21 protein-coding genes and 1 tRNA gene are annotated in these 22931 nt (G+C 67.9%); 14 read left to right on the top strand and 8 right to left on the bottom strand.

The annotated features are described in order from the left end of the window. Position 1 precedes the first annotated feature (1 nt). The gene (gene plsY, locus EKM57_RS05195) at positions 2-616 is read right to left on the bottom strand and encodes a glycerol-3-phosphate 1-O-acyltransferase PlsY (protein WP_129791399.1); all 615 of its coding nucleotides are present in this window, start codon (positions 614-616) and stop codon (positions 2-4) included. 89 nt (positions 617-705) lie between these two features. On the opposite strand from plsY, the gene murI reads away from it, so the two are divergent. Then, positions 706-1503: a glutamate racemase gene (gene murI / locus EKM57_RS05190; RefSeq protein WP_129791398.1), complete on the top strand. Its 798-nt coding sequence runs from the start codon at positions 706-708 to the stop codon at positions 1501-1503. A gap of 103 nt (positions 1504-1606) precedes the next feature. Further along, positions 1607-2821 (top strand): 5-aminolevulinate synthase, encoded by a 1215-nt coding sequence (gene hemA, locus EKM57_RS05185; RefSeq protein WP_129791397.1) that lies wholly within the window; start codon positions 1607-1609, stop codon positions 2819-2821. 130 nt (positions 2822-2951) lie between these two features. Here the strand turns inward: hemA and EKM57_RS05180 are convergent, their stop codons facing one another. Further along, positions 2952-3809: a DUF5694 domain-containing protein gene (locus EKM57_RS05180; protein WP_129791396.1), complete on the bottom strand. Its 858-nt coding sequence runs from the start codon at positions 3807-3809 to the stop codon at positions 2952-2954. 127 nt (positions 3810-3936) lie between these two features. Between EKM57_RS05180 and rpiB the strand changes: the two genes are divergently transcribed. The 5 genes from rpiB (at position 3937) to rpsD (ending at position 8362) form a co-directional block, all read left to right on the top strand. Then, positions 3937-4395, top strand: a complete 459-nt coding sequence (gene rpiB / locus EKM57_RS05175) for a ribose 5-phosphate isomerase B (RefSeq protein WP_129791395.1) — start codon at positions 3937-3939, stop codon at positions 4393-4395. Further along, positions 4392-5699, top strand: coding sequence for a serine hydroxymethyltransferase (gene glyA / locus EKM57_RS05170; protein ID WP_129791394.1), 1308 nt, complete (start codon positions 4392-4394; stop codon positions 5697-5699). Before rpiB ends, glyA begins: the two co-directional genes overlap by 4 nt. Before the next feature lie 3 nt (positions 5700-5702). Continuing rightward, positions 5703-6155 carry a transcriptional regulator NrdR gene (gene nrdR, locus EKM57_RS05165; RefSeq protein WP_129791393.1) on the top strand — a complete coding sequence of 151 codons (453 nt, stop codon included), beginning with the start codon at positions 5703-5705 and terminating at the stop codon, positions 6153-6155. Between the two features lie 295 nt (positions 6156-6450). Beyond that, positions 6451-7542 (top strand): TrmH family RNA methyltransferase, encoded by a 1092-nt coding sequence (locus EKM57_RS05160; protein WP_371414118.1) that lies wholly within the window; start codon positions 6451-6453, stop codon positions 7540-7542. A 205-nt stretch (positions 7543-7747) separates the two neighbouring features. Further along, positions 7748-8362, top strand: coding sequence for a 30S ribosomal protein S4 (rpsD, locus tag EKM57_RS05155; RefSeq protein ID WP_129791392.1), 615 nt, complete (start codon positions 7748-7750; stop codon positions 8360-8362). A 55-nt stretch (positions 8363-8417) separates the two neighbouring features. Here rpsD and EKM57_RS05150 read toward each other — a convergent pair whose 3' ends face one another. Beyond that, the gene (locus tag EKM57_RS05150; protein ID WP_165357186.1) at positions 8418-10397 is read right to left on the bottom strand and encodes an alpha/beta fold hydrolase; all 1980 of its coding nucleotides are present in this window, start codon (positions 10395-10397) and stop codon (positions 8418-8420) included. Positions 10398-10524: 127 nt separating this feature from the next. Between EKM57_RS05150 and EKM57_RS05145 the strand changes: the two genes are divergently transcribed. The 3 genes from EKM57_RS05145 to aguB all read left to right on the top strand — a co-directional run bounded on the left by EKM57_RS05145 (position 10525) and on the right by aguB (position 14297). Next, complete coding sequence (locus EKM57_RS05145) at positions 10525-12171, top strand: M28 family metallopeptidase (protein ID WP_129791465.1); 1647 nt, start codon at positions 10525-10527, stop codon at positions 12169-12171. A 148-nt stretch (positions 12172-12319) separates the two neighbouring features. After that, entirely contained in the window at positions 12320-13297 is a 978-nt protein-coding gene (locus EKM57_RS05140) for an agmatine deiminase family protein (RefSeq protein WP_129791391.1), read from the top strand. Positions 13298-13448: 151 nt separating this feature from the next. Beyond that, complete coding sequence (gene aguB / locus EKM57_RS05135) at positions 13449-14297, top strand: N-carbamoylputrescine amidase (protein ID WP_129791390.1); 849 nt, start codon at positions 13449-13451, stop codon at positions 14295-14297. A gap of 375 nt (positions 14298-14672) precedes the next feature. On the opposite strand, the gene EKM57_RS05130 is transcribed toward aguB, so the two are convergent. Beyond that, entirely contained in the window at positions 14673-15332 is a 660-nt protein-coding gene (locus EKM57_RS05130; RefSeq protein ID WP_129791464.1) for a uracil-DNA glycosylase, read from the bottom strand. A 137-nt stretch (positions 15333-15469) separates the two neighbouring features. Between EKM57_RS05130 and folK the strand changes: the two genes are divergently transcribed. Continuing rightward, positions 15470-15976, top strand: coding sequence for a 2-amino-4-hydroxy-6-hydroxymethyldihydropteridine diphosphokinase (gene folK, locus EKM57_RS05125; protein ID WP_129791389.1), 507 nt, complete (start codon positions 15470-15472; stop codon positions 15974-15976). Positions 15977-15990: 14 nt separating this feature from the next. Further along, positions 15991-16066, top strand: a tRNA-Lys gene (locus EKM57_RS05120). Between the two features lie 495 nt (positions 16067-16561). Here EKM57_RS05120 and EKM57_RS05115 read toward each other — a convergent pair. Further along, positions 16562-17017, bottom strand: coding sequence for a hypothetical protein (locus EKM57_RS05115; protein WP_129791388.1), 456 nt, complete (start codon positions 17015-17017; stop codon positions 16562-16564). Between the two features lie 254 nt (positions 17018-17271). On the opposite strand from EKM57_RS05115, the gene EKM57_RS05110 reads away from it, so the two are divergent. Continuing rightward, positions 17272-17991 (top strand): response regulator, encoded by a 720-nt coding sequence (locus EKM57_RS05110; RefSeq protein WP_129791387.1) that lies wholly within the window; start codon positions 17272-17274, stop codon positions 17989-17991. Continuing rightward, positions 17988-19403, top strand: a complete 1416-nt coding sequence (locus EKM57_RS05105; RefSeq protein WP_129791386.1) for a cell wall metabolism sensor histidine kinase WalK — start codon at positions 17988-17990, stop codon at positions 19401-19403. The genes EKM57_RS05110 and EKM57_RS05105 overlap by 4 nt, the downstream gene beginning before the upstream one ends. Before the next feature lie 78 nt (positions 19404-19481). Here EKM57_RS05105 and EKM57_RS05100 read toward each other — a convergent pair whose 3' ends face one another. The 3 genes from EKM57_RS05100 to EKM57_RS05090 form a co-directional block, all read right to left on the bottom strand. After that, a complete protein-coding gene (locus tag EKM57_RS05100) occupies positions 19482-19673 on the bottom strand; it encodes a hypothetical protein (RefSeq protein ID WP_129791385.1) in 192 nt (63 codons plus the stop codon). Between the two features lie 244 nt (positions 19674-19917). Next, positions 19918-20469: an EF-hand domain-containing protein gene (locus tag EKM57_RS05095; RefSeq protein WP_165357185.1), complete on the bottom strand. Its 552-nt coding sequence runs from the start codon at positions 20467-20469 to the stop codon at positions 19918-19920. 126 nt (positions 20470-20595) lie between these two features. Then, entirely contained in the window at positions 20596-22755 is a 2160-nt protein-coding gene (locus EKM57_RS05090) for a TonB-dependent receptor (protein ID WP_129791463.1), read from the bottom strand. Positions 22756-22931 lie beyond the last annotated feature (176 nt).

Below are 22931 nucleotides of genomic sequence, written 5' to 3'. Positions count from 1 at the left end.
GTCAGTCGCGGCCCGCCCCCACCTTGGGCTCGGTCCCGCCGATCAGCCGGGCGATATTGGCGCGATGCTTCCACAGCACGAGCAAGGCGAAGCCGGTGAAGAGCGGGACCAGGTCGAAGCGGCCGATCAAGGCGGCGGCGACCGGCGCCGCGACTGCCGCGCTCATCCCCGCCACGGAGGAATAGCGGGTCAGCCGCAGTCCGAGGATCCAGACGGCGGCGGCGATCAGGGCTGCCGGCCACATCAAGCCGCCGACGACGCCGAACAGGGTGGCGACGCCCTTGCCGCCGCGAAACCCCAGCCAGGCCGGATAGAGATGGCCGAGGAAAGCGGCGAGGCCGGCCAGCGGCGCGAGCATCGGCGTCTCCGGCCAGATTGCCGTCGCGAGCAGCACTGCGGCCGTGCCCTTCGCCGCGTCGAGGATCAGGGTCGCCGCGGCGAGTTCCTTTCGCCCGGTCCGCAGCACGTTGGTGGCGCCGATATTGCCGGATCCGATGGCGCGGACGTCGCCGAGGCCGGCCAGCCGGGTGAGCAGCAGGCCGAAGGGAATCGATCCGAGCCCGTAGCCGAGCAGGATGGCAAGCAAGGGCTCGGCGAGGGTGTCGAAGGTGATCATGTCGGCGCCTGGATGCGTGGGTAAGCAATGGGCCGGTGCCGCGCAACTGCGTTTGCCGAGCAAAGCCGGCGCGGTTAGAGGCGCCGTGAATGACTGCCGCGCGTCCCATCCTCCTGTTCGACTCCGGGGTCGGCGGACTTTCCGTCCTCCAGGCCGTGCGCGTACGGCTTCCCCGGGCTCCGATCGTCTATGCGGCGGACCGCGCCGGCTTTCCCTACGGGACCAAGACGGCGGCGGAAATCGAGGCGCGGGTGCCCGCTTTGCTCGGCCGGCTGGCGGAGCGCTACGATCCGCGGCTGATCGTGATTGCCTGCAACACCGCCTCGACGATCGCGCTGGACGCCGTCCGTGCCGCGCTCGACCTTCCGATCGTCGGCACCGTGCCGGCGATCAAGCCGGCCGCGGCCGTGTCGAAGTCGCGCGCGGTCGGCGTCCTGGGAACGCCGGGGACGGTGATCCAACCCTATGTCGACCGGCTCGCGTCCGATTTCGCGTCGGACTGCCTGGTGATCCGGCACGGCTCGCCCGAGCTGGTGGAGCTGGCCGAGGCCAGGCTGCGCGGCGAGCCGACCGCGCCCGACGCCTATCGCCGGATCCTGGATGGTCTCCTCTCCCAGCCTGGAGGCGAACGGATCGACACGATCGTCCTGGCCTGCACCCATTTCCCTCTCGTGCAGGCCGAGCTCGAGGCGGCGGCGCCGCGGCCGCTGACCTTCGTCGACGGCAATGCCGGCATCGCGCGCCGCACGGCCTGGCTGCTGCGCCAGGAAGTCTGGCCGGACATGCCGGGCGAGGGCGTCGCCGTCCTCATCGGGCCCGGCGCCGAAAGCGAGGAATTCCGGCGCGGGCTCGCAAGTTTCGGCCTGACGCGGATCGAGCGCCTCTAGATCGGAGCCGCTTCGGGACGCCTTCAGATTGTTGCGAGCGATTCGCGCTGGCGCTCTGGGGTCGATTTCCTATATTGGGCGCCCGAACGACGGGGACGGTATCTTGGATTATCAGCGCATCTTTGCGGAAGCGATCGAGCGGCTGCACGCCGAGGGGCGTTATCGAGTCTTCATCGACATATTGCGCAACCGCGGCTCCTTTCCCAATGCGCGATGCTTCGCCGGCCATAACGGCCCGAAGCCGATCACCGTCTGGTGCTCCAACGATTATCTCGCCATGGGCCAGCATGCGGACGTGATCGCGGCGATGGAAGAGGCGCTGCACGACGTCGGCGCCGGCTCGGGCGGAACCCGCAACATCAGCGGCAACACCCATTATCATATCGATCTGGAAGCCGAGCTCGCGGACCTGCACGGCAAGGACTCGGCGCTGCTGTTCACTTCGGGCTACATCTCGAACGAGGCGACGCTCTCGACGATCGCTCGCATATTGCCCGGCTGCATCATCTTCTCGGACGCGCTCAACCATGCGTCGATGATTGCCGGCATCCGCAATTCGGGCTGCGAGAAGCGCGTATTCCGCCACAACGATCTCGAGCATCTCGAGCAGCTGCTCGCCGAGGCGCCGGCCGACGCGCCGAAGCTGATCGCCTTCGAAAGCGTCTATTCGATGGACGGCGACGTCGCGCCGATCGCCGAAATCTGCGACCTCGCCGACCGATATGAAGCGCTGACCTATCTCGACGAGGTCCATGCCGTCGGCATGTACGGGGCGCGCGGCGGCGGCATCTCGGAGCGCGACGGGATCGCGCACCGGCTCACCATCATCGAAGGCACGCTCGGCAAGGCGTTCGGCGTGATGGGGGGCTATATCGCCGCCGAGAAGAATATCGTCGATGTCGTCCGCAGCTACGCGCCCGGCTTCATCTTCACGACCTCGCTCTCGCCGGTCCTGGTCGCCGGCGCGCTGACGAGCGTGCGTCACCTCAAGAAATCGTCCGCCGAGCGCGAAGCCCAGCAGGCGGCTGCCGAACGCATGAAGGCGATCTTCGCCGACGCGAAACTGCCGGTCATGCCGTCGACCACCCATATCGTCCCGCTTCTGGTGGGCGATCCGGCGAAAGCCAAGAGGATCAGCGACATCCTTCTCGCCGAATATGGCATGTACGTGCAGCCGATAAACTATCCGACCGTGCCGCGCGGCACCGAGCGGCTGCGCTTTACCCCCGGCCCCGCCCATAACGATGCGATGATGCGCGAGCTCGCCGGCGCTCTGGTCGAGATCTGGGACCGCCTGGAGATGAAGCTCGCGGCCTGAGGGCTGCGTCGCCCAGCCGAAACAGCGTCCTCTTCATGCCGGCGAAGGCTGGCATCCGCACGGAATTCACCGCCGGGCTGGGTCCCCGCGGAAGATCAGGCTGAGCATCGCTGCAGGCGGTGTCCAGGCGCTATTCCACCGCGGTTTCCCTCTCCTCGGCGACCGCGCGCTGGAGCCAGGGACGCGGGTCGACCGAGGTGAAGCCGGGCGTTGTCTCGGCGAAATGGGTCAGCCAGTATCGGTGGCCGGAGCCGACGAGCACGAGCAGCCGGTCGCCCGGCTCGGCGATCAGCGCCGCCTTCGCGAACATCTTGGCGTTGCGCATGTACCAGTAGCTGTTGAGCTCGGCGCCAACCTGGTCCTCGGCATCGCCGAGCGGGAGAAAGGCATAATAGCCACGCGCATGGCCCATCCGGTCGCGCGCGGGATCGTTGTGGATCAGCAACATCTCCGCGATCGAATGGTCGGCCAGCGCCCTCCCCTCCTCCGCCACCATCGCGCGGAAAAAGCTCAGCGTCTCATCGACGACGGCGCTTCGCCCATGCGCCGCGGCCCAGCCCTGCACCCGGTCGAACGGGAAATAATCGGGCTCGCCGTCGCCGCCCTGCTCGTCGAAGCCGTACACCTCGCCATGGCCGAGCCGGCGGGCCAGCCGGAAGCCGATCTGCACGACTTCGTTCCGGTCGGTCAGCAGGTCCTCCGGCCCGAAGGCGCGATAGCGCTCGACGGTGAACGGCGCCGGACGCTCCCACTCCACCAGGATCTTGGTCGGGCGCCAGCCGGCCAGCGCCTCCGCGAGGGCCTCCATCTCGGCCTGTCGGCGCGGCCTCGTGACGTCGTCCGCTTCCATGTTGGCGAGGTCGCGACCGGGATTGCCCATATGGTAGGTGCCGAGGATCATCACTTCGGCCGGCGCGGCTTCCTTCGCCACCGCCGGCGCCGCAATCACGGCGAGGCAGGCCGCCGTCCCGATCAACACTTCTCGCATCGCACCCCTCCCACTGTGTTACTACAGTCACACACTAGGCGATCCTACCCGCGGGCGCAATATGCGGTGGCGAATCCGGGCCGCATTGCCTACAGCGGGGGCCACCCGAAACCTGCGGAGTCTGCCCATGGGCGAGCGGATCGTCATCGCTTCCGATCACGCCGCGGTCGAGATGAAGGCGATGCTCGTCGCTTATCTCCAGGCCGCGGGACATGAAGTCGTCGACCTGGGACCCGGCGGCGTCGATTCGGTCGACTATCCCGATTACGGCTACAAGATCGCCGAAGCGGTCGCGCAGGGCCGCGCCGGCCGCGGCATCGCCTTGTGCGGCTCGGGCATCGGCATCTCCATCTCGGTCAACCGCCACCCGGCCTGCCGTTGCGCTCTGGTTTCCGAGCCGCTCTCGGCCCGGCTTGCGCGCGAGCATAACGATGCCAACGTCATCGCGATGGGAGCGCGGCTGATCGGGCCGGAAATGGCCAAGGCCTGCGTCGAAGCCTTCCTCTCCACGCCCTTCGGCGGCGATCGCCACCAGCGACGCGTCGACAAGCTCTCCAACCCCGTCTTCGCCAAGGAACCCGCATGAGCAGCCGACCGATTTCCGACGTCCAGCCCGACGGCTTCTTCACCGAAACCCTGCGCCGGTCCGACGGGGCGGTCGCCGACGCGATCGCCGCCGAGCTCGACCGGCAGCAGAACCAGATCGAGCTGATCGCGTCGGAGAATATCGTCTCGCGCGCCGTGCTCGAGGCGCAGGGTTCGGTGCTCACCAACAAATATGCCGAAGGCTATCCCGGGCGGCGTTACTATCAGGGTTGCGGGCCCTCGGACTCGGTCGAGACGCTGGCGATCGAGCGGGCGAAGAAGTTGTTCGGCTGCGGCTTCGCGAACGTCCAGCCGCACAGCGGCGCCCAGGCGAACGGCGCGGTCCTGCTGGCGCTGTGCAAGCCGGGCGACACCATCCTCGGCATGTCGCTCGATGCGGGCGGCCATCTCACCCACGGCGCCAAGCCGGCTCTGTCCGGCAAATGGTTCAACGCGATCCAGTACGGAGTCCGGCGCGAAGACCATCTGGTCGATTTCGACGAGGTCGAACGACTCGCCAGGGCGCACAAGCCCCGGCTGATCATCGCGGGCGGCTCGGCCTATCCGCGCCACATCGACTTCGCCCGTTTCCGCGCCATTGCGGACGAGGTGGGCGCCTTGTTCCAGGTCGACATGGCCCATTTCGCCGGCCTGGTCGCCGCGGGCGAGCACCCCTCTCCATTCGGCCACGCCCATGTGGTCACCACGACCACCCACAAGACGCTGCGCGGCCCGCGCGGCGGCATGGTCCTGACCGACGACGAGGACATCGCGAAGAAGGTCAATTCCGCGGTCTTCCCGGGCCTGCAGGGCGGTCCCCTGATGCACGTCATCGCCGCCAAGGCCGTCGCCTTCGGCGAAGCGCTCGAGCCCGGCTTCAAATCCTATGCGCGGGCGGTGATCGCCAACGCCAAGGCGATGGCCGGCCGGCTCAAGGAACGCGGCGCCGACCTCGTCGCCGGCGGCACCGACACCCACCTGGCGCTCGTCGACCTCCGGCCGATCGGGATCACCGGCCGCGACGCCGATGAGGCGCTCGAGCGGTCGGCCATCACCTGCAACAAGAATGGCGTTCCGTTCGATCCGTTGCCGCCGGTTCAGACCAGCGGGATCCGCATCGGCTCCCCTGCGGGCACCACGCGCGGCTTCGGCATCTCCGAATTCCGCGACATTGCCGACATGATCGCCGACGTCCTGGAAGGGGTGAGGGCGAACGGCCATGACGGCAATGCGGCGGTCGAAGCCGCGGTGCGGACGCGGGTGCGCGAACTGTGCGGGCGCTTTCCGATCTACCAGGACTTCTAGCCCTTGCGCTGCCCGTTCTGCGCCCATGAGAACAGCCAGGTGAAGGACAGCCGTCCGACCGAGGACGGCTCGGCCATCCGGCGGCGGCGCCAGTGCGAGGATTGCGGCGCGCGCTTCACCACCTTCGAGCGGGTGCAGCTTCGCGAGCTCGTCGTCGTCAAGTCCGAGAACCGGCGCGAGCCCTTCGAGCGCGCCAAGCTGGAACGCTCGATCGCCATCGCCTGCCGCAAGCGCCCGGTTCCGGCCGAACGGATCGAGCGGCTTGCCTCGTCGATCCAGCGCCAGCTCGAGACCAGCGGCGAAAGCGAGACTCCGTCGACCCGGATCGGCGAAATGGTGATGGAAGGACTGAAGGCGCTCGACCCGGTCGCCTACATACGCTTCGCCTCTGTCTACAAGGACTTCCGCGAAGCCAAGGATTTCGAGCAGTTCGCGGGCTCCGTTGGTGACGGGTGAAACCCCGTATCGAAGGACCGCTCATCCTGAGTAGGGACTGAGCCTGGCGAAGCCCCGGATCGAAGAACGCGAAGATGGGATTTCTCCGGACGGCCGGGATCCGCAAATCGGATTTTCTTCGTCACCGATTCTTCCCCTGCCCGCTCATCCTGAGTAGGGGCTGAGCTTGGCGAAGCCCCGTATCGAAGGACCCGCTCATCCTGAGTAGGGGCCGAGCCTGGCGAAGCCCCGTATCGAGTACCCGCTCATCCTGAGTAGGGGCCGAGCCTGGCGAGGCCCCGTATCGAAGGACCCGGTGAGGTTGGATTTCTATACCTATATCCTGCGTTGCTCCGACGGCAGCTACTACACCGGCCACACCGATGATCTGCATGCCAGGTTGGCGCAGCATCAGTCTGCGGCGCTTCCGGGCCACACGCATAGCCGTCGCTCCGTCACCCTTGTCTGGTCCGAACGCTTCCCCGATCGCGACCAGGCATTCACGGCAGAGCGGCAGATCAAGGGCTGGTCCAGGGCCAAGAAGGAAGCGCTGATCAGAGGTGACTTGGAAGCGTTCCGTCTCCTCTCGAAGAAGCCTGTCCTTCGATACGCGGCTTCGACAAGCTCGGCCGCTGCTCAGGATGAGCGGTCTGGTGAACCCGGCGCCCCTCCCCCGCCCGCCATCGTCCTCGTCCGCCCGCAGCTCGGGGAGAATATCGGCAAGGCGGCCCGGGCCATGCTCAATTTCGGGCTCACCGACCTGCGGCTGGTGAGCCCGCGCGACGGCTGGCCCAATCCGTCGGCGGGTCCGGCCGCCTCGGGGGCGGACAGGGTGCTCGAGCATGCCCGTGTCTTCGACAGCGTCGCTCAGGCCGTGGCCGACTGCCCGCACGTTTATGCGACGACGGTGCGAAAGCGGGGGCTGGTGATGCCGGTCGTCTCGCCCGAGACGGCGGCGCGCGAGATCCGGGCCAATGACGGTCCTTCGGCCATTCTCTTCGGCGCCGAGCGCTCCGGGCTGGAGACGGACGAGGTCGCGCTCGCCGGAAAGATCGTCACCGTGCCGGTCAATCCGGAATTCCGTTCGCTGAACCTCGCCCAGGCCGTGATCCTGATCGCCTATGAATGGTCCAAGGGCGCCGACCTGGCGGTGCCGACCTTGGGCGACGAAGCGGAGCCGCGGGCGCCGCACGAGCATCTCGAGGGCCTCATCGGCCAGCTCTACGAGGCGCTCGAGGCGGCCGATTATTTTCATCCGCCGGACCGCACGCCCGCGACGAAGAACACGATCCGGACGATCCTGACCAAGGCCGGCTGGTCGACGCGCGAAGTGCAGGCCATGCGCGGCATCGTCCGCGCGCTCGTGGACCCCAGAAAGGGGCGCAGGGCCAAGGGAAGGTCCGGCTAGAGAGGGCGGCCGGTTGACTTTGCACGCCTTTTCGACCATGTGCCCGCCTTCGCAATTGGCCCCGCACCCCTGGTGAAGCGGTGGCCGCGCCGGAACTGTCATGGTCCGGCGGTGCGGTTCCAGGGACATACGCCCTTCCCGGAAAGCGGGAATCGGTTCTCGGACCGGGGGGGTGGCCACGACACGAAGCAAATTGGAGTAAGACATGTCGAAGCGCTCAAGCGCCAAGTACAAGCTCGACCGCCGGATGGGCGAGAACGTCTTCGGACGTCCCAAGAGCCCGGTCAACCGCCGCGAATATGGTCCCGGCCAGCATGGCCAGCGCCGCAAGGGCAAGCTTTCCGACTTCGGAATCCAGCTCCGCGCCAAGCAGAAGCTGAAGGGCTATTATGGCGACGTAACCGAAAAGCAGTTCAAGCGGACCTTCCAGGAAGCGAGCCGCATGAAGGGCGACACCTCGCAGAATCTGATCGGCCTGCTCGAGCGCCGGCTCGACATGGTCGTCTACCGCGCCAAGTTCGCGCCGACCATCTGGGCCGCGCGTCAGCTGGTGAATCACGGCCACATCCGGGTCAACGGCCGCAAGCTCAACATCGCCTCCGCCCGGGTGAAGGTCGGCGACGTGATCGAGCTCGGGCCGAAGGCGCAGGAAATGGCGCTGGTGATGGAGGCGCAGGGCCTCGCCGAGCGCGATATCCCCGAATATGTGGTGCAGGACGGCGCCACCAAGGTGGTGTTCAACCGCGTCCCGACCCTCGACGAGGTTCCCTATCCGGTGCGGATGGAGCCGAACCTGGTGGTCGAATTCTACTCGCGCTGAGCCTGAACGGGCACGGCTGAGTTGGTGAAGGGCGGCCCGACTGGGCCGCCCTTTCTCATTCCATCGCCATCGCTTCGCGCAGGAACGCATCGCTCCGGCTCAGCATCCGCGTCCGCGCCTCGCTGTCCTGGATCGAATGATCGAGTCCCGGGAAGATGACGAGCTCGGAACGGCCGCCGGCATCGCGCAGCCGTTCGTCCATCAGCCGCGACTGGCGGTCGCTGACGTTGCGGTCGAGATCGCCGTGGAACATCAGCACCGGCACGCCGATCGCCCCGGCATTCTGTGCCGGCGAGCCTTCCCGTATATGCGCGCCGCTGCCGATGAAGTCGCGCATCGCCGCGAAGTTGGTCCAGCCCCGCCATTCCTCCTTGAGCAGGTTGAGGTCGGCGACCGGAGCGATCGCCACGACGGCCTTGAACAGGCCGGAATCGAGCACGTTGGATTGGAGCGCGGCATAGCCGCCATAGGACCAGCCGACGATCGCCAGCTTCGCCGGATCGGCGATACCTTCCGCCGCCAGCCAGCGTCCGCCGTCATTGACGTCGCCGATCGCCGTCCGCCACGCTTGGAAGCCGTTTTCCCGGAACCAGTCGTCGCCATAGCCGGAGGAGCCGCGGAAATTGGGCTGCAGGACGGCAAATCCACGGTGGGCGAAATATTGCGGCAGCCAGTCGAAACCCCATTCGTCGCGCGATTCGGGGCCGCCATGCGGCAGGACGATCGCCGGGAGCCCCCGGCCGCTGCTTCCGGGCGGCAGGGTCAGATAGGCGGGGACCTCGGTCCCGTCGCGGGCGCGGTAGGTCACGGCGCGGACCTCCGCCAGCGGCACGCCTTCGAGCTGCGGCCGGCTGAGCATGATCTCGTTGAGTCTGCGCGACTCCCGGTCGTAAGTATAGTAACGGCCCGGATCGCGATCGCTGCCGGCCCAGATCAGCAGCCGCCCCTCGTCCTCCGAAGAATCCACGAACCGGATCAGCGGCAGTCCGGGAAGCGCGCGCGACAATTGCTCGGCGAGCTGCTTCAGCTCCGGATCGAAATAGACGAGCTGGCGCCGCTCGGTGGCGAAGCTCGCGCCCACGACACGGCCGCGCCGGCCGATCCGGACGAGCCCGTCGACGTCCACCCGGTCGTGCGAGAGGACCAGCTCGCGCCGCCCCGAACCGTCGAGCGCGAGACGGTAGAGCGCCAGGCGCCCGTCCAGCTTGTCGAAGGCGTAGGCGGCATCGAGATCGGGATCGACGGCCTTGGGGTTCGGGCCGTCGCGGCTCTCGAGATTGTAGCTGCCGAGAGGAAGCCACTCGCTCGACCCCGCCCGCCGGTAGAAATAGTTGACGACGTCGCCGGCCATGCGGGTCTCGCCGCGCGGCGGCTGCATGCCCATGATCCGAACATTGCCCCGGCCGTCCGATATATAATCGGCGGCATGCAGCCGCGGCGTCTCGACCCGACGCGTGGCGAGCGTCGCCGTGTCGACGCGGACGACGCCGAATCCCTCTTGCCGGCGCTCGATATTGGTATTGGCACGCTGCTCGGGCACGAAGATCTGGCCCATCAGGACCGCGCCGTCCTCGCCCGGCAGCCAGTCGATGATCTCGCCGCCCCACAGGTTGGCATAGCGCTGGTAGAAGCTCTGGGTCTGGCCGAGCTGACGGACGTTCGATCCGTCCATGTCGAGCGCGACGAGCCGCGACACGCCGACCAGCACGCCGGGAGAATCGCTCAGGACGAAGACCGTGCAGACCAGTCGCGTGTTCGATGCCCAGCTGCAGCGGCCGAGCCGCTGCCCGACTCCGTCGACGGCGGTCGTCTGGCGGGATTCGCCGGTATCGAGGTCCACCGTGTACAGGCGCGAGGCCGGGCCCGCCGCCGGCGCGACATAAGCGAGCCGGCGCCCGTCGGGAGACATGGCGATGCTCTCGATACTCTCCCGCACGCCGAACATCGCCGCCGGATCGCTCGCCTGCGCCGACGCCGCGGCCGCCCAGGCGCCGACGATCAGCGGCAGCGCCGCCTTGCGAATCCACTGAAACATATTCCCCCCCTGAAGTCCCCTGCCGTTCTGATGCCAAGGCCAAGGGCCGCGCGCAAGGTTGCGCCGGCAGAGGCGTGCTGCCAAAAGCTCGGCCGTTCCGGACCCAGGAGAATGTGTGATGCGCTTGATGCGGACCTTCCTCTTGCCCTCGGCGGCGATGCTGATTGCGGCCTGCACCACGGCGGGCACGCCCGATAGCGGGACGGGTGCGCAGATCTCGCTACCGACACTCCAGCGGGTGACGCAGCAGCTCTCCGCCGACGAATTTCAGGGCCGCGCCCCTGGCACCGAAGGCGAGACGCGGACCGTCGAGCTGCTCGCGCGGGAATTCGAGCGCGCCGGGCTCCAGCCGGGCAACGATGGCAGCTGGTTCCAGGACGTGCCCCTGGTCGAGATCACGGCACAGGGCAGCCCGAGCCTTCGGGTGACCGGCACCGGCGGCGACATGAACTTCGCCTACCGGACCGACATGGTCGGCGCCTCCTATCGCGTCCAGCCGCGCGTCGAGCTGTCGGACAGCGAGATCGTCTTCGTCGGCTACGGGATCAACGCGCCGGAGCGCGGCTGGAACGATTATGAGGGCTTGGACGTCCGCGGCAAGACCGTCATCATCCTGGTCAACGATCCGGACTGGGATTCGCCGACGCTGGAAGGTCCCTTCAACGGCCGGGCGATGACCTATTATGGCCGCTGGACCTACAAATATGAGGAAGCGGCCCGGCAGGGCGCCGCCGCCGCCTTCATCGTCCACGATACCGCCCCGGCCGCCTACGGCTGGAACGTCGTCGAGAACAGCTGGACCGGCCCGCAGCTCTACATGCAGTCCGCCGACGGCGGCGCCGACCAGACGGCGGTCAACGGCTGGCTCACCAACGAGGCGGCGCGGCGACTGCTCTCCGCCGGCGGCCAGGATCTCGACGCTCTGGCCCGTGCCGCCCGCCAGAGCGGCTTTCGCGCCGTTCCGCTCGGCCTTCGCGCTTCGATGACGGTCGACCAGACGATCCGAACCGCCCAGTCGCGCAACGTCGTCGGGATCCTGCCGGGCACGGCACGTCCGCAGGAATATGTCCTCTACACCGCCCATTGGGACCATCTCGGCATCTGCCGCGAGGAGGGCGAGGACCGGATCTGCAACGGCGCGGTCGATAATGCCACCGGTACCGCGGCCTTGGTGGCCCTCGCCGAGGCGCATGCCCGCGCCGGCCGGCCGGACCGCTCGATCGTCTTCATCGCCGTCACCGCCGAGGAATCCGGTCTGCTCGGCTCCGCTTATTATGCCGCCAACCCGATCTATCCGCTCGAGCGGACCGTGGGCGGGATCAATATCGACAGCCTGACGATGCACGGCGACGCTCGCGATTTCTACGCGGTCGGTGCCGGCAAGTCCGAGCTCGACGCCTATCTCGAGCGCGCCGTGGCGGCCGAGAATCTGGCGCTGACCCCGGAGCCGTCACCGCAGGCCGGCTATTATTACCGGTCCGACCATTTCAGCATGGCCAAGCTCGGCGTGCCGATGGTCTATGCCAAGCTCGGCCCCGACCTCGTCAATGGCGGCCGCGCCGCCGGAGACGCCTGGCAGGCCGAATATCGCGCCAGCCGCTACCACGCGCCCGGCGACGAATATGATCCCGGCTGGGACTGGTCCGGCGCCATGAAGGAGATGCGGATCTTCTATCGCCTCGGGCGCGATCTCGCGGAAGGCGGCGAATGGCCGAACTGGTACGAAGGCGACGAATTCCGGGCGATCAGGGACCGCTCGCAGGCGGGGATGTAGGTCGTGCACGCTGCCGCGAACAGGTCCGGGCGGAGCCGTTCCGGCGAAAGTCGGAACCGGTGAACAGCCGCCTGGTTGGTTCGGCTGCCAGCCTGTTCACCAATCCCGGAAGCCGCCGGGACGACCTCATGGCGAAAGGGAGCCATAGATGAGCGCGCGCCAGCCGCCCGAATGGGCGCCGCACGATTGCGTGTGGATCGGCTTTCCGAGCCATGCCGATCTTTGGGAGACGGATCTCGAGCCGGCGCGGGAGGAAGTGGCGGCGTTCGCGCGAGCGGTGCATGCCGGCGGCCGGGGCGAGGAGGTCCGGCTGGTCGCCGCCGACCCGGATTCGGTCGAGGCAGCGAAGCGCCTCGCGCCCTTCGCGGCGATCGTCCAGGAGCCGTTCGGCGACATCTGGCTGCGCGATACCGGGCCGCTCATCCTCAAGCAGGACGGGCGGCGCCTCGCCCGCAGCTTCCTGTTCAACGGCTGGGGCGGCAAATATGAGCTGGAGGGCGACGACACGGTCGGCTTGCGCCTCGCCGAGACGATCGACCTCGAGCCGGTCCGCTACGATTGGGTGCTGGAGGGCGGCGCGATCGACGTGGACGGGACGGGCCTCGCCGTCACGACCGAGCAGTGCCTGCTCAATCCCAACCGAAATCCCGGCTTCGACGCGGCCGAGATCGAGGCAAGGCTCGAGCGCGCGCTCGGAATCGAGCGGCTGCTCTGGCTCGGCAACGGCCTGCTGAACGACCATACCGACGGCCACGTCGACAATCTCGCCCGCTTCGTCGCCGAGGGGAAGCTGGCGGTTCCGGTGCCCGAGAGCAGCGCCGATCCCAACCAGCAGGTCTATGCCGACGCCCGCTATCGGGCCGAGGCGTTCGGGCTCGAAGTGGCGCCTGTCCCCTCCCCCGGACGGGTCGAACGGGACGGCGAGATCATTCCGGCTTCCTACATGAACTTCTACGTCGGCAATGCCGCCGTGGTCGTGCCGGTCTACGGCGCCGCCAATGACGATGCGGCGGTCGAGCTGATCGGCGCGCTCTTCCCGGGACGCGAGGCGATCGGCCTGCGCGCCGACCATGTCCTCACCGGCGGCGGCAGCTTCCACTGCATCAGCCAGCAGGTGCCGAGATAGGCCGCAGCCTGCGAATGAAGCTGAGCAGCCCTCCACATTGTCCTGAGGACGATGCGACCCCATCATGGAGTTGCACCGGCCTTGCCAGCCGAAGTTCCGATCACCAAAGCGAAATTCCCGCCGTCGCGGAAATGACGGAGACATTGAGAGCATGACCACGATCAAAGTCGCCGCGCTGCAGCTCGCCTTCGGCGACGACACGCAGGAGAATATCCGCAACGTCTCCGAGCTGGTGCGCGAGGCCGCCGGCAAGGGCGCCAGGGTCGTGCTCCCGCCGGAGCTGTTCGAGGGTCCCTATTTCTGCCGAACGGAGGATGAGGGCCTGTTCGCCGGCGCCAGGCCGACCGATCGCCATCCGGCGGTGCTGGCGATGCGCGAGCTGGCGGCGGAGCTCTCCATCTACATACCGACCAGCTTCTTCGAGGCGGACGGGCCGCATTTCTACAACAGCCTGGCGATGATCGACGATCGCGGCGACGTCATGGGCGTCTACCGCAAGAGCCACATTCCCGACGGGCCCGGCTATGAGGAGAAGTTCTACTTCCGGCCCGGCAATACCGGCTTCAAGGTCTGGCCGACGCCGGACGCGACCCTTGGCGTCGGCATCTGCTGGGACCAATGGTATCCGGAGACGGCGCGCTCGCTGATGCTGATGGGCGCCGAGATCCTCTTCTATCCCACCGCCATCGGCTCCGAGCCGCACGACCCGGACCTCGACACCAGCCGCCTGTGGCGGCGGGCGATGATCGGCCACGCCGTCTCCAACGTCGTGCCGGTGATCGCCGCCAACCGGATCGGCAATGAAGGCGGCCAGATCTTCTACGGCCGAAGCTTCATCTGCGACGAGCGCGGCGACATGCTCGCCGAGTTCGGCGCGACGGAGACCGGCGTGCTCACCGCCTCGATCGACCTCGACCGCGTCAAGCGCCACCGCGCCGCCTTCGGCTTCTTCCGCGACCGCCGGCCGGAACTGTACGGCCGGATCGTCCAGGACATCTGACCCCCAGCCGAGACCACACCGGCCTCCCTCTTCTCGTCACCCCAGCGAAGGCTGGGGTCCATGCTGACTCAGCTTGAACGCCAGCCTCCGCTGGGATGCGAACGGCGACCCCGACCATCGTGCCCCCCGCCTCGATCGATCGCCTCAACCGCCAAGTGCCGCCCTCGCCTTCGTCAACCGACGCCCGGAGATGGACGGCCGATCCTCCAGCACGTCTGCCCCCCAGCCGAGACCACACCGGCCTCCCTCTTCTCGTCACCCCAGCGAAGGCTGGGGCTTCTCGTCACCCCAGCGAAGGCTGGGGTCCATGCTGACTCACCTTGAATGCCAGCCTCCGCCGGGCATGACGAACGGCCGGATCAGACCGGCCGGGGCCTAGAATCCCGCCCGCAACTCCACCGCCCGCTCGAACACCGCCTCGAACATCTCGCGCGTCAGCCGGCCCGTATTCTGATTGTAGCGCGAGCAGTGGTAGCTATCGAGCAGCAGCAGCCCGCCGGGGAGCCGGTGCTCGGCGAGATGGCCGAACTTGTAGTCGGCCTGCCGCCCGCCGGCCGTGCGCACCGCATTGACGTGGGCAATCTGGCCCAAAGCGACGAGCAGCCGCACGTTCGGAAGCACCGCCAGCGCGCCGCGATAATAGACGCTGCAATTGGCGACCTCTGCCGGCAGCGGCTTGTTGGCCGGCGGCAGGCATTTGACCGAATTGAGGATGACGCAGCCGGTCAGCCTCAGGCCGTCGTCGGTCCGCTCCCGATAGACGCCCTCGGCCAGGCCATATTTGATCAACGTCTCGTAGAGGAGGATGCCGGCATAGTCCCCGGTGAACGGCCGGCCCGTGCGGTTGGCGCCGAACATCCCCGGGGCGAGGCCGACGATGCCGAGCCAGGCACCGCGATCGCCGAATGCCGGCACCGGCGCGTTCCACCAGTCCGGATGTTCCTCGCGCAACGCCTCGCGAAGGGCGACCAGTCGCGGGCAGAGCGGGCAATCGCGCGGCGCTTCCGCCTCGGAGACGGGACTTTCCAAGAGCATGTCGGTCAGCGTCGTTTCCATCCTGGTCGAGCGGTCGTTCCCGGCAGGGGCCGGGCCCGGTGCGGATAAGGGGGACTCGTTCCAGCCGCACCGGGAGGCGATTCCCTTGGCGGGCGGTTGGGTCTAAGCGCCTCGCCATGGTCGAGACAAGCTACCTGATCGCCTTGGGCTCGAACCGCCGCCACGGTCGCCACGGCGCGCCTGCGAAGGTCGTCCAGGCCGCGATCGGCACGCTCGGCGATCTCGGCACCGTCGAGCGCGTCTCGAGGATCCGCACGACGCCTGCGCTCGGGCCCGCCGGCCGTGCCTTCGCCAACGCCGCAGTGCGCCTTCGCACCGATCTCGACCCGGAGGAGCTTCTCGACGCTCTGAAAGCCATCGAGCGCGAATATGGCCGCCGGCCGGGCCGGCGCTGGGGCGCGCGCGTGCTCGACCTCGACATCATCCTCTGGTCGGAAGGCGCGCGCGGCGGCCCCGGCCTTATCGTTCCGCACCCGGAATATCGCAACCGGCGCTTCGTTCTCGATCCGCTCGCCGATATCGCGCCCGACTGGGTCGATCCGCTCACCGGAGCCACGGTGCGGCAGTCCCTGTACAGACTTGGCCGCCTTGCTCCGGTTGACCGCGCCCTCCGCCGCTCCTAGGTGCGCTTGCGAACGGGCCCATAGCTCAGTCGGTAGAGCAACTGACTTTTAATCAGTAGGTCGCAGGTTCGAATCCTGCTGGGCTCACCATAAACCGCTATTTTATCTGCCGAGTTTTTGCGAACTCTCGGTAAGCGATTGTACGCTGTAGGTAACAGATTAGGTAACAGCGGAGATTGATTCCGGCCGTTCACCTTTTTTCGAGGGTGGCGACGATCAATGTTGCCCAGCGGGCCCTGAGGCAACCGACATAGCGGCAACATCGCTGCGCCCCTCGAATGTCGGCGATGCGAGCCGTCGACGCCCACCCGGACGCGGGAGGTCAAGACTCCTTGATATCGTGAAGCGCCCCTTCTCGGGGATCGCGTCGGCATGTCCGCGATTGCAGCGGGATGCCGGCACGGATGGCGCTCGCGCCTGCGCGCGCCAGGGCGTGCGCGCGTGGCAGGTGTCAATTTCGTCAACTTCGTACCTTTTGGCCGCCCACGAAGCCCGTGAAGGACCGAAAAAGGCAGGGTTGCGCATCGTCGCCGCACTCGGGAGGAACGAACCGGTACTAAGCCTCTAGTCCGTCCATCGCGCCCGCTACCAGGTCCGCTCGTCGACGGCGACGTGCCGGCCGATCAGCATGGCCAGAGCGGTCGAGCCGAAGAAGGTGATGGTGTGCGGTGCGCTGTCCGGAACGAAATATTCGCCGTCGACGCCCCTACTCCACCACAGGCGGTCGAAGAGCAGGCCGAGGCCGGCCATGCCGGCAAGGCCGGTGGCGAGGACGAGATTGCCGGTCCGCGCCGCGCCGAGTCGGCCGCTCCACTCGCCCTTTCCCGCCCGCGACGCCCAATGACCCGCGGCGCCGAAGACGATGAATCCGGTGAAGATCCCAAGCACGGACCAGATCGCATAAGGCGAGGCGCCGCTGTCGAAGCGCAGCGGCGCGACGTCGAACAGGAAGCAGGCGACGACGCCGATCAGGTCGGCCGCGGCCAGATAGAAGCTCAGTACGACGAGCGTCTTGAGCATGATCCTGCCGTCGTTCAGCATAGGCGCTCCCCCCTCCCCCGCACTTTAGGCGAATTCGCGCGCGCGTCACTCGCGCTTGTGCGATAAATGGGACGAGCCGGGTCGCGCTTCCGCGCACGCGGGCCGGCCCTCCCTGCCGACGAGCGGCGAGGCCGAGGGCGGGTGCGGCCGCGCCCGATCATCCGTCGGCGGCGACAGCGGACACAATTCACGACAAAGTTGCGACACACTTATGCTGGCGTCGATGGGCGGGGCGGCCTTAAGGGAGACCGTAGATGGCCGAGGAACCGCACATCCTGCTGGTCGACGACGAACGCGACATACGCGAGCCGCTCGCCGCCTACCTTTCCCGCAACGGCCTGCGCGTGTCCAAGGCCGAGAATTCGGCGGCGGCGCGGCAGACCCTGTCCGCCTTCGCCATCGACCTGGTGCTGGTCGACATCATGATGCCCGGCGAGGACGGGCTCCAGCTCACCGGCTATATCCGCGCGACAAGCAACATCCCCGTGATCCTGCTCACCGCCAAGGCCGAGGAGACCGACCGGATCGTCGGGCTCGAGATCGGCGCCGACGATTATGTCACCAAGCCCTTCTCGCCGCGCGAGCTGCTTGCCCGGATCAAGGCGGTCCTCCGCCGCGCCGGCGAGTCGGTCAACCGGGTGCGCGCGCCCGACACGGACAATTACGCCTTCGGCCCTTGGGTGCTGAAGTCGGGCGAGCGCGAGCTGGTGGACCAGGAAGGCGTCGCCATCCCGCTGTCGACCGGGGAATATAATCTGCTGCACGCGCTGGTGACGCGTCCGCGGCGGGTGCTCAGCCGCGACCAGCTGCTCGACCTCACCCAGGGCCGCGAGCTCGCGGCGTTCGAACGCAGCATCGACAATCATATCAGCCGGCTGCGCAAGAAGGTCGAGGAGAATCCGTCCGATCCCAAGCTGATCAAGACGGTCTGGGGCGGCGGCTACATGCTCGCGGCCGAGGTCAGGAAGATTTGAAGCGGTTCCTTCCGAAGAGCCTGATCGGCCAGATCGCGCTGGTGATGGCCGCAGCGATGCTGATGGCGCAGGCGATCAACTTCACCCTGATCCTTTCCGAACGCCAGAGGGTCAGCCGGGCGCAACGGGAGGGGCCGGCGATCAGCCGCTTCGTTACCTATGCGCAACGCGCCGCGCCGCTCAACGCTTCGGAGCGCGAGATACTCCTTCCGCGCCTTGGCCGCCGCAGCCGTCTCTGGGCCGACGACTCGAGCGCGGTCGCCGCGGGCGCAAGCGACCGCCATCTCGTCGACCGGCTGCGCGAAAGTGCCGCCCAGGCGGGGCTCGCCGTCCGCGAAGTCCGCGCCACGACGGACGACGACGTCAGGCTGCCCCGCCACGTGCGCATGCGGGTGTCGCCCGATCAGGGCCAGCGGATCGAGCGGCGGATGGACCGGCTGAGGATCCTCATCCTCTCCGTGCAGCTTCCGGACGGCGCTTGGATCAACGCGCGGATGATCACGTCGCGGCCCGATCCCTGGCTTGCCGCCCGCCCGCTGGCCGCCACCCTGCTGACCTATCTGATCATCCTGGCGGCCATGGTCTGGGTCGCCGCCCGCCTGGCCCGGCCGCTGCGCGACCTCACTGCCGCTGCCGAGCGGTTCCAGGGCCGGGGCGAGGCTCTCCACGTCGAGCCCCGGGGGCCCGCCGACCTCGCCCGGGCCATCCGCGCCTTCAACGCCATGGGCGAGCGGGTGAGCGCGATGCTCGACGAGAAGGATCGAATGCTCGGGGCGATCGGCCACGACCTTCGCACGCCCCTGGCCTCGCTCAGGATCCGCGCGGAGAGCGTCGAGCCCGAGGAGGAGAGGCTGCGAATGATCGCGACCATCGAGGAAATGACCGCGATGCTCGACGATACGCTGGCGCTGGCCCGATCCGGCCGCGCCGTCGAGCCGCCGCGCATCGTCGATCTTTCGGCGCTCGCCGATGCCGTCGTCGAGGAGTTCCGCGCGCTCGGCCATGACGTCGAGATGGAACCCGGCGGACGGGTGACCGGCCGGGTCCAGCCCAACCTGCTGCGCCGCGCGATCCGCAACCTGATCGAGAATGCCGTCAAATATGGCGGCTCGGCCCGCGTCGCGGTCCTCGGCGCCGGACCGGAGCCCGGCACGGACGAGAGTATCGCGATCGAGATCAGCGACCGCGGCCCCGGCATCGATCCTTCCGAGCTGAGCCGGGTCCAGGAGGCCTTCTACCGCGTGGAACCCTCGCGAAGCCGCGAAACCGGAGGATCCGGCCTGGGCCTCACCCTCGCCCGCGCCGCCGCGCAGGCGCATGGCGGCACGCTGGAACTCGAAAATCGCTCCGAAGGCGGGCTGCTCGCCCGACTGCGGCTTCCGAAGGACGGAATCGGCGACCCGCCGTCCTGAAGGGCCCGCCCGTCGCTCCGGCCTCGGCCCGACACCTTGCGCACCAGCGGTCGTCGAACGGAACGGCGCTGCGGCTACTTATTCCGGGGTTTCTTCCTTAGCGGCGAAAGCCTTGACCTTGCGCTTGCCGCACCAGAGCTCGAGCGGCTGTGGACCGCAATGGCCTTCGGCGACCCGCACGGCTTCCACGTCGTCGGGCGCGTCGATCTCCTCGAAGCCGACGAAGCGGCCTTCCGGGCCGCTCAGCACATAGAGCCGATAATAGACCACTGTTCCCCTCGCCCGGCAGGCCCGGCCGCCCTTGTGCCATGAATTCGCCGGCCATGACTTAAACGAAATCAATACCTGTCGCAGCCGGGGAAAATACCGAGGCGCGGCCGAAGCGAAGTAATGGCGCAATCGGCCCGAGACGACCGGACCAAGGCCGCCTGGCGGCGCCCGGTCGAGATGGTCGCGGACAAGAAAAAGAGCGACCCCAAGGCTGCCCTTTCCCGTTATGGCTCGCGCCGGACCTTTAGCTGGTCTGGCCGCGACGCTCCTGCATCCGCTGTTGGCGTCCCTGGCGGCGCTCCTCGGCCGTCAAAGTCCCGTCGCGATTGGCGTCGAGGCGGTCGAACCGGGCCAGCGCGCGCTCGCGCATCTGGTCGCGGGTGACGAAGCCCTGCTCGCCGAACAGGCGTTCGCCCCGACCCTCGCCCATGCCGCGTCGGCCGTGGCGCATGCCGCGCCGCTCGCCCCGCTCCGCCCGGCGCTCGGCGCGCTGGGCGCGGGACTGGTCGAACTCGGCCCGGCTGATGCTGCCGTCGCTATTGGCATCGAGACGCTCGAACATCCGGTCGGCGCGCTCGCCGCGCCGCTGCTCATGGGCCTGGCGGGCCTCCTCCGGAGTGGCACGGCCGTCATTGTTCACGTCCAGGCGCGCGAAGCGCTGGTCGGCCCGCTCGATCACCTGCTGGCGGGTGACGTCGGCATTGCGGTCGATCCGCGGCTGGGCCGCATTCTGCGCGACCGCCGCGCCGGTGACGGCAATCAGCGCCGCGCCGCCCAGGATCATATACTTGTTCATCTGAGACATCCCTCTGAAGATCGTCGATGACGCCGATATGCGAAAGCGATGTCCCGCAACTTTGTCCGGACTCATGAATGTTGTCGCAGATTGTCGCCGCGGTCGAGACCCTCGGGACCTGGAGCCCTAGAAGCTCACCCGCGCGCTCACCCTGAAATCGCGGCCGGCAAGGGGTACGAAGTCCTTGGTGAACGAGGCGTGGCGGCGGGCCTCGACGTCGAAGATATTGTTGGCCGCGAAGATGAGGCTCGTCGGATTGCGATTGCCCCAGGGCCGCCACGTCACCGAAGCGTTCACCAGGGTGAACCCCTCGGTCGGCGTCTCGAAGGCGGCGATCCGGTCCTGCTCGAAGATGTGCTCCACCTCGACCCGGCCGTCGAACTGGTCAGATTCCGCCTCGAGTCCGCCGAGCAGCCGAAGCGGCGGGATGCGCGGAACCGGGCCGCCGCCGTCGCTGATCGTCGCACGAACATAATCGGCGACGGTGTCGGCCTTGATCCGCCACTTGCCGACATAGCCGAGCGGCGCCGACGCCCCGAGCTCGACGCCCCAATAGGTGGCATCGCTCTGGAAATATTGGAAGACCGGAAGCTCGTCCTCTTCCTCGCCCGTCGCCGCCTGGAAGATATAGTCGTCGAAGCGGTTGGCGTAGACCGTCGCGCTAAGCTGGAAGCCCGAGACGTTCGCCCGCGCATAGAGCTCGCCGCCAAGGCTGCGCTCCTTGTCCAGCGTCGGGTCGCCTACCTCGAAGGCCTGGGTGGCGACGTGCGGTCCGTTCGAGAACAGCTCTTCGGCCGAGGGCGCCCGCTCGGCGCGGGAGACGTTCGCACCGACCCGGATCCGCGGCGCGACCTCGTAGGAAGCGCCGCCGGCGAGCGAGAAGGCATTGAAGGTGCGGCTGAGGCCCAGGTCGGGAGCCGAGACGCTGCTATGCTCGTAGCGCACGGCCCCTTCGAGCTCGAGCGGACCGAACTCGACCTCCTGCAGCGCGAACAGGCCGATCTGGCTGGTGTCGTTGGGCGGCACGAAGGCCTCGGCACCGATCGCCTCGAAGTCGCGGACGAAGAACTGGCCGCCGATCACGCCGCGCCAGCCGCCGCGCTCGGCCTGGACCGCCTCGATCCGGCCTTCCATGCCCTGGGTGCGGAAGATCGTGCCCACCTCGTCACCCTCGAATTCGGTATGCTCATAATCCGCCGCGGCAAGGCGGACCCTGATCCGGTCGAGGAAGCCGCCGCCCGTCTCGACCTCGGCGCGCAGGTCGCCGCGATACTGGCGCATGTCCAGCGATACCGGCACGTCTCCATGCTCGTGACCGCCTTCCTCCTCTTCCTCGCCTTCCTCCCCTTCCTCATGGGCATGGTGGGCGCCGGGACGGGCCGGCACGCCGTAGCGGCTGTCATAGATGCCGAACGAAACACCGATATTCCCGCGATCGCGGATCAGCGCCAGCCCGAGGCCCGCCGTCCAGGTCTCCGTCGCGCTGTTGGGCAGCCGCCCGCGCAGGCCGGCCAGCTCGCGCGCCTCCGCTGCCTCCTCGGCATGGCCTTCCGCTTCCTCTTCCTCGGCGATCTCGAGCTGTTCGGCCCGAAGCTCGGGTGAAAGGACGAAGCCGCCGACGCGCAGGTCGTCGGTGTCGCGCCAGCTTCCGTCGACATGGAAGACGAAGCCGTCGCCGAGGGGCACGTCGACGCCGCCCGCGACGCTGACCTCCTCGGCTGCGGACGCATAAGCGGCGATCGCGTCGACATGGGCGGGGTCGTCGGGCACGCTGCGGGGAATGCGGCGGTCGAAGACGTTGACGGCGCCGCCGATCGCCTGGCTGCCGAACAGCAGCACTGCGGGGCCGTGAAGCACCTCGATCCGCTCGGCCGTGATCGGATCGATCGTCACCGCATGGTCGGCCGAAGTGTTGGACACGTCGATCGAGCCGATGCCGTCGACCATCACCCGCACCCGCTCGCCCTGGAAGCCGCGAAGAACCGGCCGCGAGGCGCCGGGGCCGAACGACGTGGCCGACACGCCGGGCAACCGCGCCAGCGTCTCGCCGAGCTGCGGGCGCATGTCGCGAACCAGGTCGCTGCCGCTCAGTGTCGCCGTCCCGGCGAGAATATTGAGATTGCGGACGCCCGGGGCGGTGATGATGATCTGCTGGCCCAGATCCGCATGGACATGGTCCTGCGCCTCTTGCCGATCAGGGCTCGTCTCCGAATTCGCAGGGGTCTGCTGGGCCGCAGCGGGCGCGGCGGCAAGAGCGGTCGAGGCGAGCAGGAACGCAAACTTCATCATATTCTCCGGGTGGACGGTCGGGGCGGCGTAGCCGGCTGTTAGCCAACATGATACGTTATATCAACGTGACTCGCGCCTGAACAGGATTCGGTCCATCGCGCGCACGGCACGGCCTGTCGGCGCGACAAGGGGATTAAGCTGACATAAACCACGTCTTGGCTAAGATGAAAAAT

The organism is Sphingosinicella sp. CPCC 101087 (genome assembly GCF_004151485.1).
Classification (GTDB): domain Bacteria; phylum Pseudomonadota; class Alphaproteobacteria; order Sphingomonadales; family Sphingomonadaceae; genus Allosphingosinicella.
The sequence above is the reverse complement of the archived record's forward strand: the minus strand, read 5'-3'. Positions and strand labels throughout refer to the sequence as shown.

What these genes read in the sequence shown, in the direction of transcription:
- plsY (WP_129791399.1), bottom strand. Translation starts at nt 616, where the DNA reads ATGATCACCTTCGACACCCTCGCCGAGCCCTTGCTTGCCATCCTGCTC.
- murI (WP_129791398.1), top strand. Translation starts at nt 706, where the DNA reads ATGACTGCCGCGCGTCCCATCCTCCTGTTCGACTCCGGGGTCGGCGGA.
- EKM57_RS05180 (WP_129791396.1), bottom strand. Translation starts at nt 3,809, where the DNA reads ATGCGAGAAGTGTTGATCGGGACGGCGGCCTGCCTCGCCGTGATTGCG.
- rpiB (WP_129791395.1), top strand. Translation starts at nt 3,937, where the DNA reads ATGGGCGAGCGGATCGTCATCGCTTCCGATCACGCCGCGGTCGAGATG.
- glyA (WP_129791394.1), top strand. Translation starts at nt 4,392, where the DNA reads ATGAGCAGCCGACCGATTTCCGACGTCCAGCCCGACGGCTTCTTCACC.
- rpsD (WP_129791392.1), top strand. Translation starts at nt 7,748, where the DNA reads ATGTCGAAGCGCTCAAGCGCCAAGTACAAGCTCGACCGCCGGATGGGC.
- EKM57_RS05150 (WP_165357186.1), bottom strand. Translation starts at nt 10,397, where the DNA reads ATGTTTCAGTGGATTCGCAAGGCGGCGCTGCCGCTGATCGTCGGCGCC.
- EKM57_RS05145 (WP_129791465.1), top strand. Translation starts at nt 10,525, where the DNA reads ATGCGGACCTTCCTCTTGCCCTCGGCGGCGATGCTGATTGCGGCCTGC.
- EKM57_RS05140 (WP_129791391.1), top strand. Translation starts at nt 12,320, where the DNA reads ATGAGCGCGCGCCAGCCGCCCGAATGGGCGCCGCACGATTGCGTGTGG.
- aguB (WP_129791390.1), top strand. Translation starts at nt 13,449, where the DNA reads ATGACCACGATCAAAGTCGCCGCGCTGCAGCTCGCCTTCGGCGACGAC.
- EKM57_RS05130 (WP_129791464.1), bottom strand. Translation starts at nt 15,332, where the DNA reads ATGCTCTTGGAAAGTCCCGTCTCCGAGGCGGAAGCGCCGCGCGATTGC.
- folK (WP_129791389.1), top strand. Translation starts at nt 15,470, where the DNA reads ATGGTCGAGACAAGCTACCTGATCGCCTTGGGCTCGAACCGCCGCCAC.
- EKM57_RS05115 (WP_129791388.1), bottom strand. Translation starts at nt 17,017, where the DNA reads ATGCTGAACGACGGCAGGATCATGCTCAAGACGCTCGTCGTACTGAGC.
- EKM57_RS05110 (WP_129791387.1), top strand. Translation starts at nt 17,272, where the DNA reads ATGGCCGAGGAACCGCACATCCTGCTGGTCGACGACGAACGCGACATA.
- EKM57_RS05095 (WP_165357185.1), bottom strand. Translation starts at nt 20,469, where the DNA reads ATGAACAAGTATATGATCCTGGGCGGCGCGGCGCTGATTGCCGTCACC.
- EKM57_RS05090 (WP_129791463.1), bottom strand. Translation starts at nt 22,755, where the DNA reads ATGAAGTTTGCGTTCCTGCTCGCCTCGACCGCTCTTGCCGCCGCGCCC.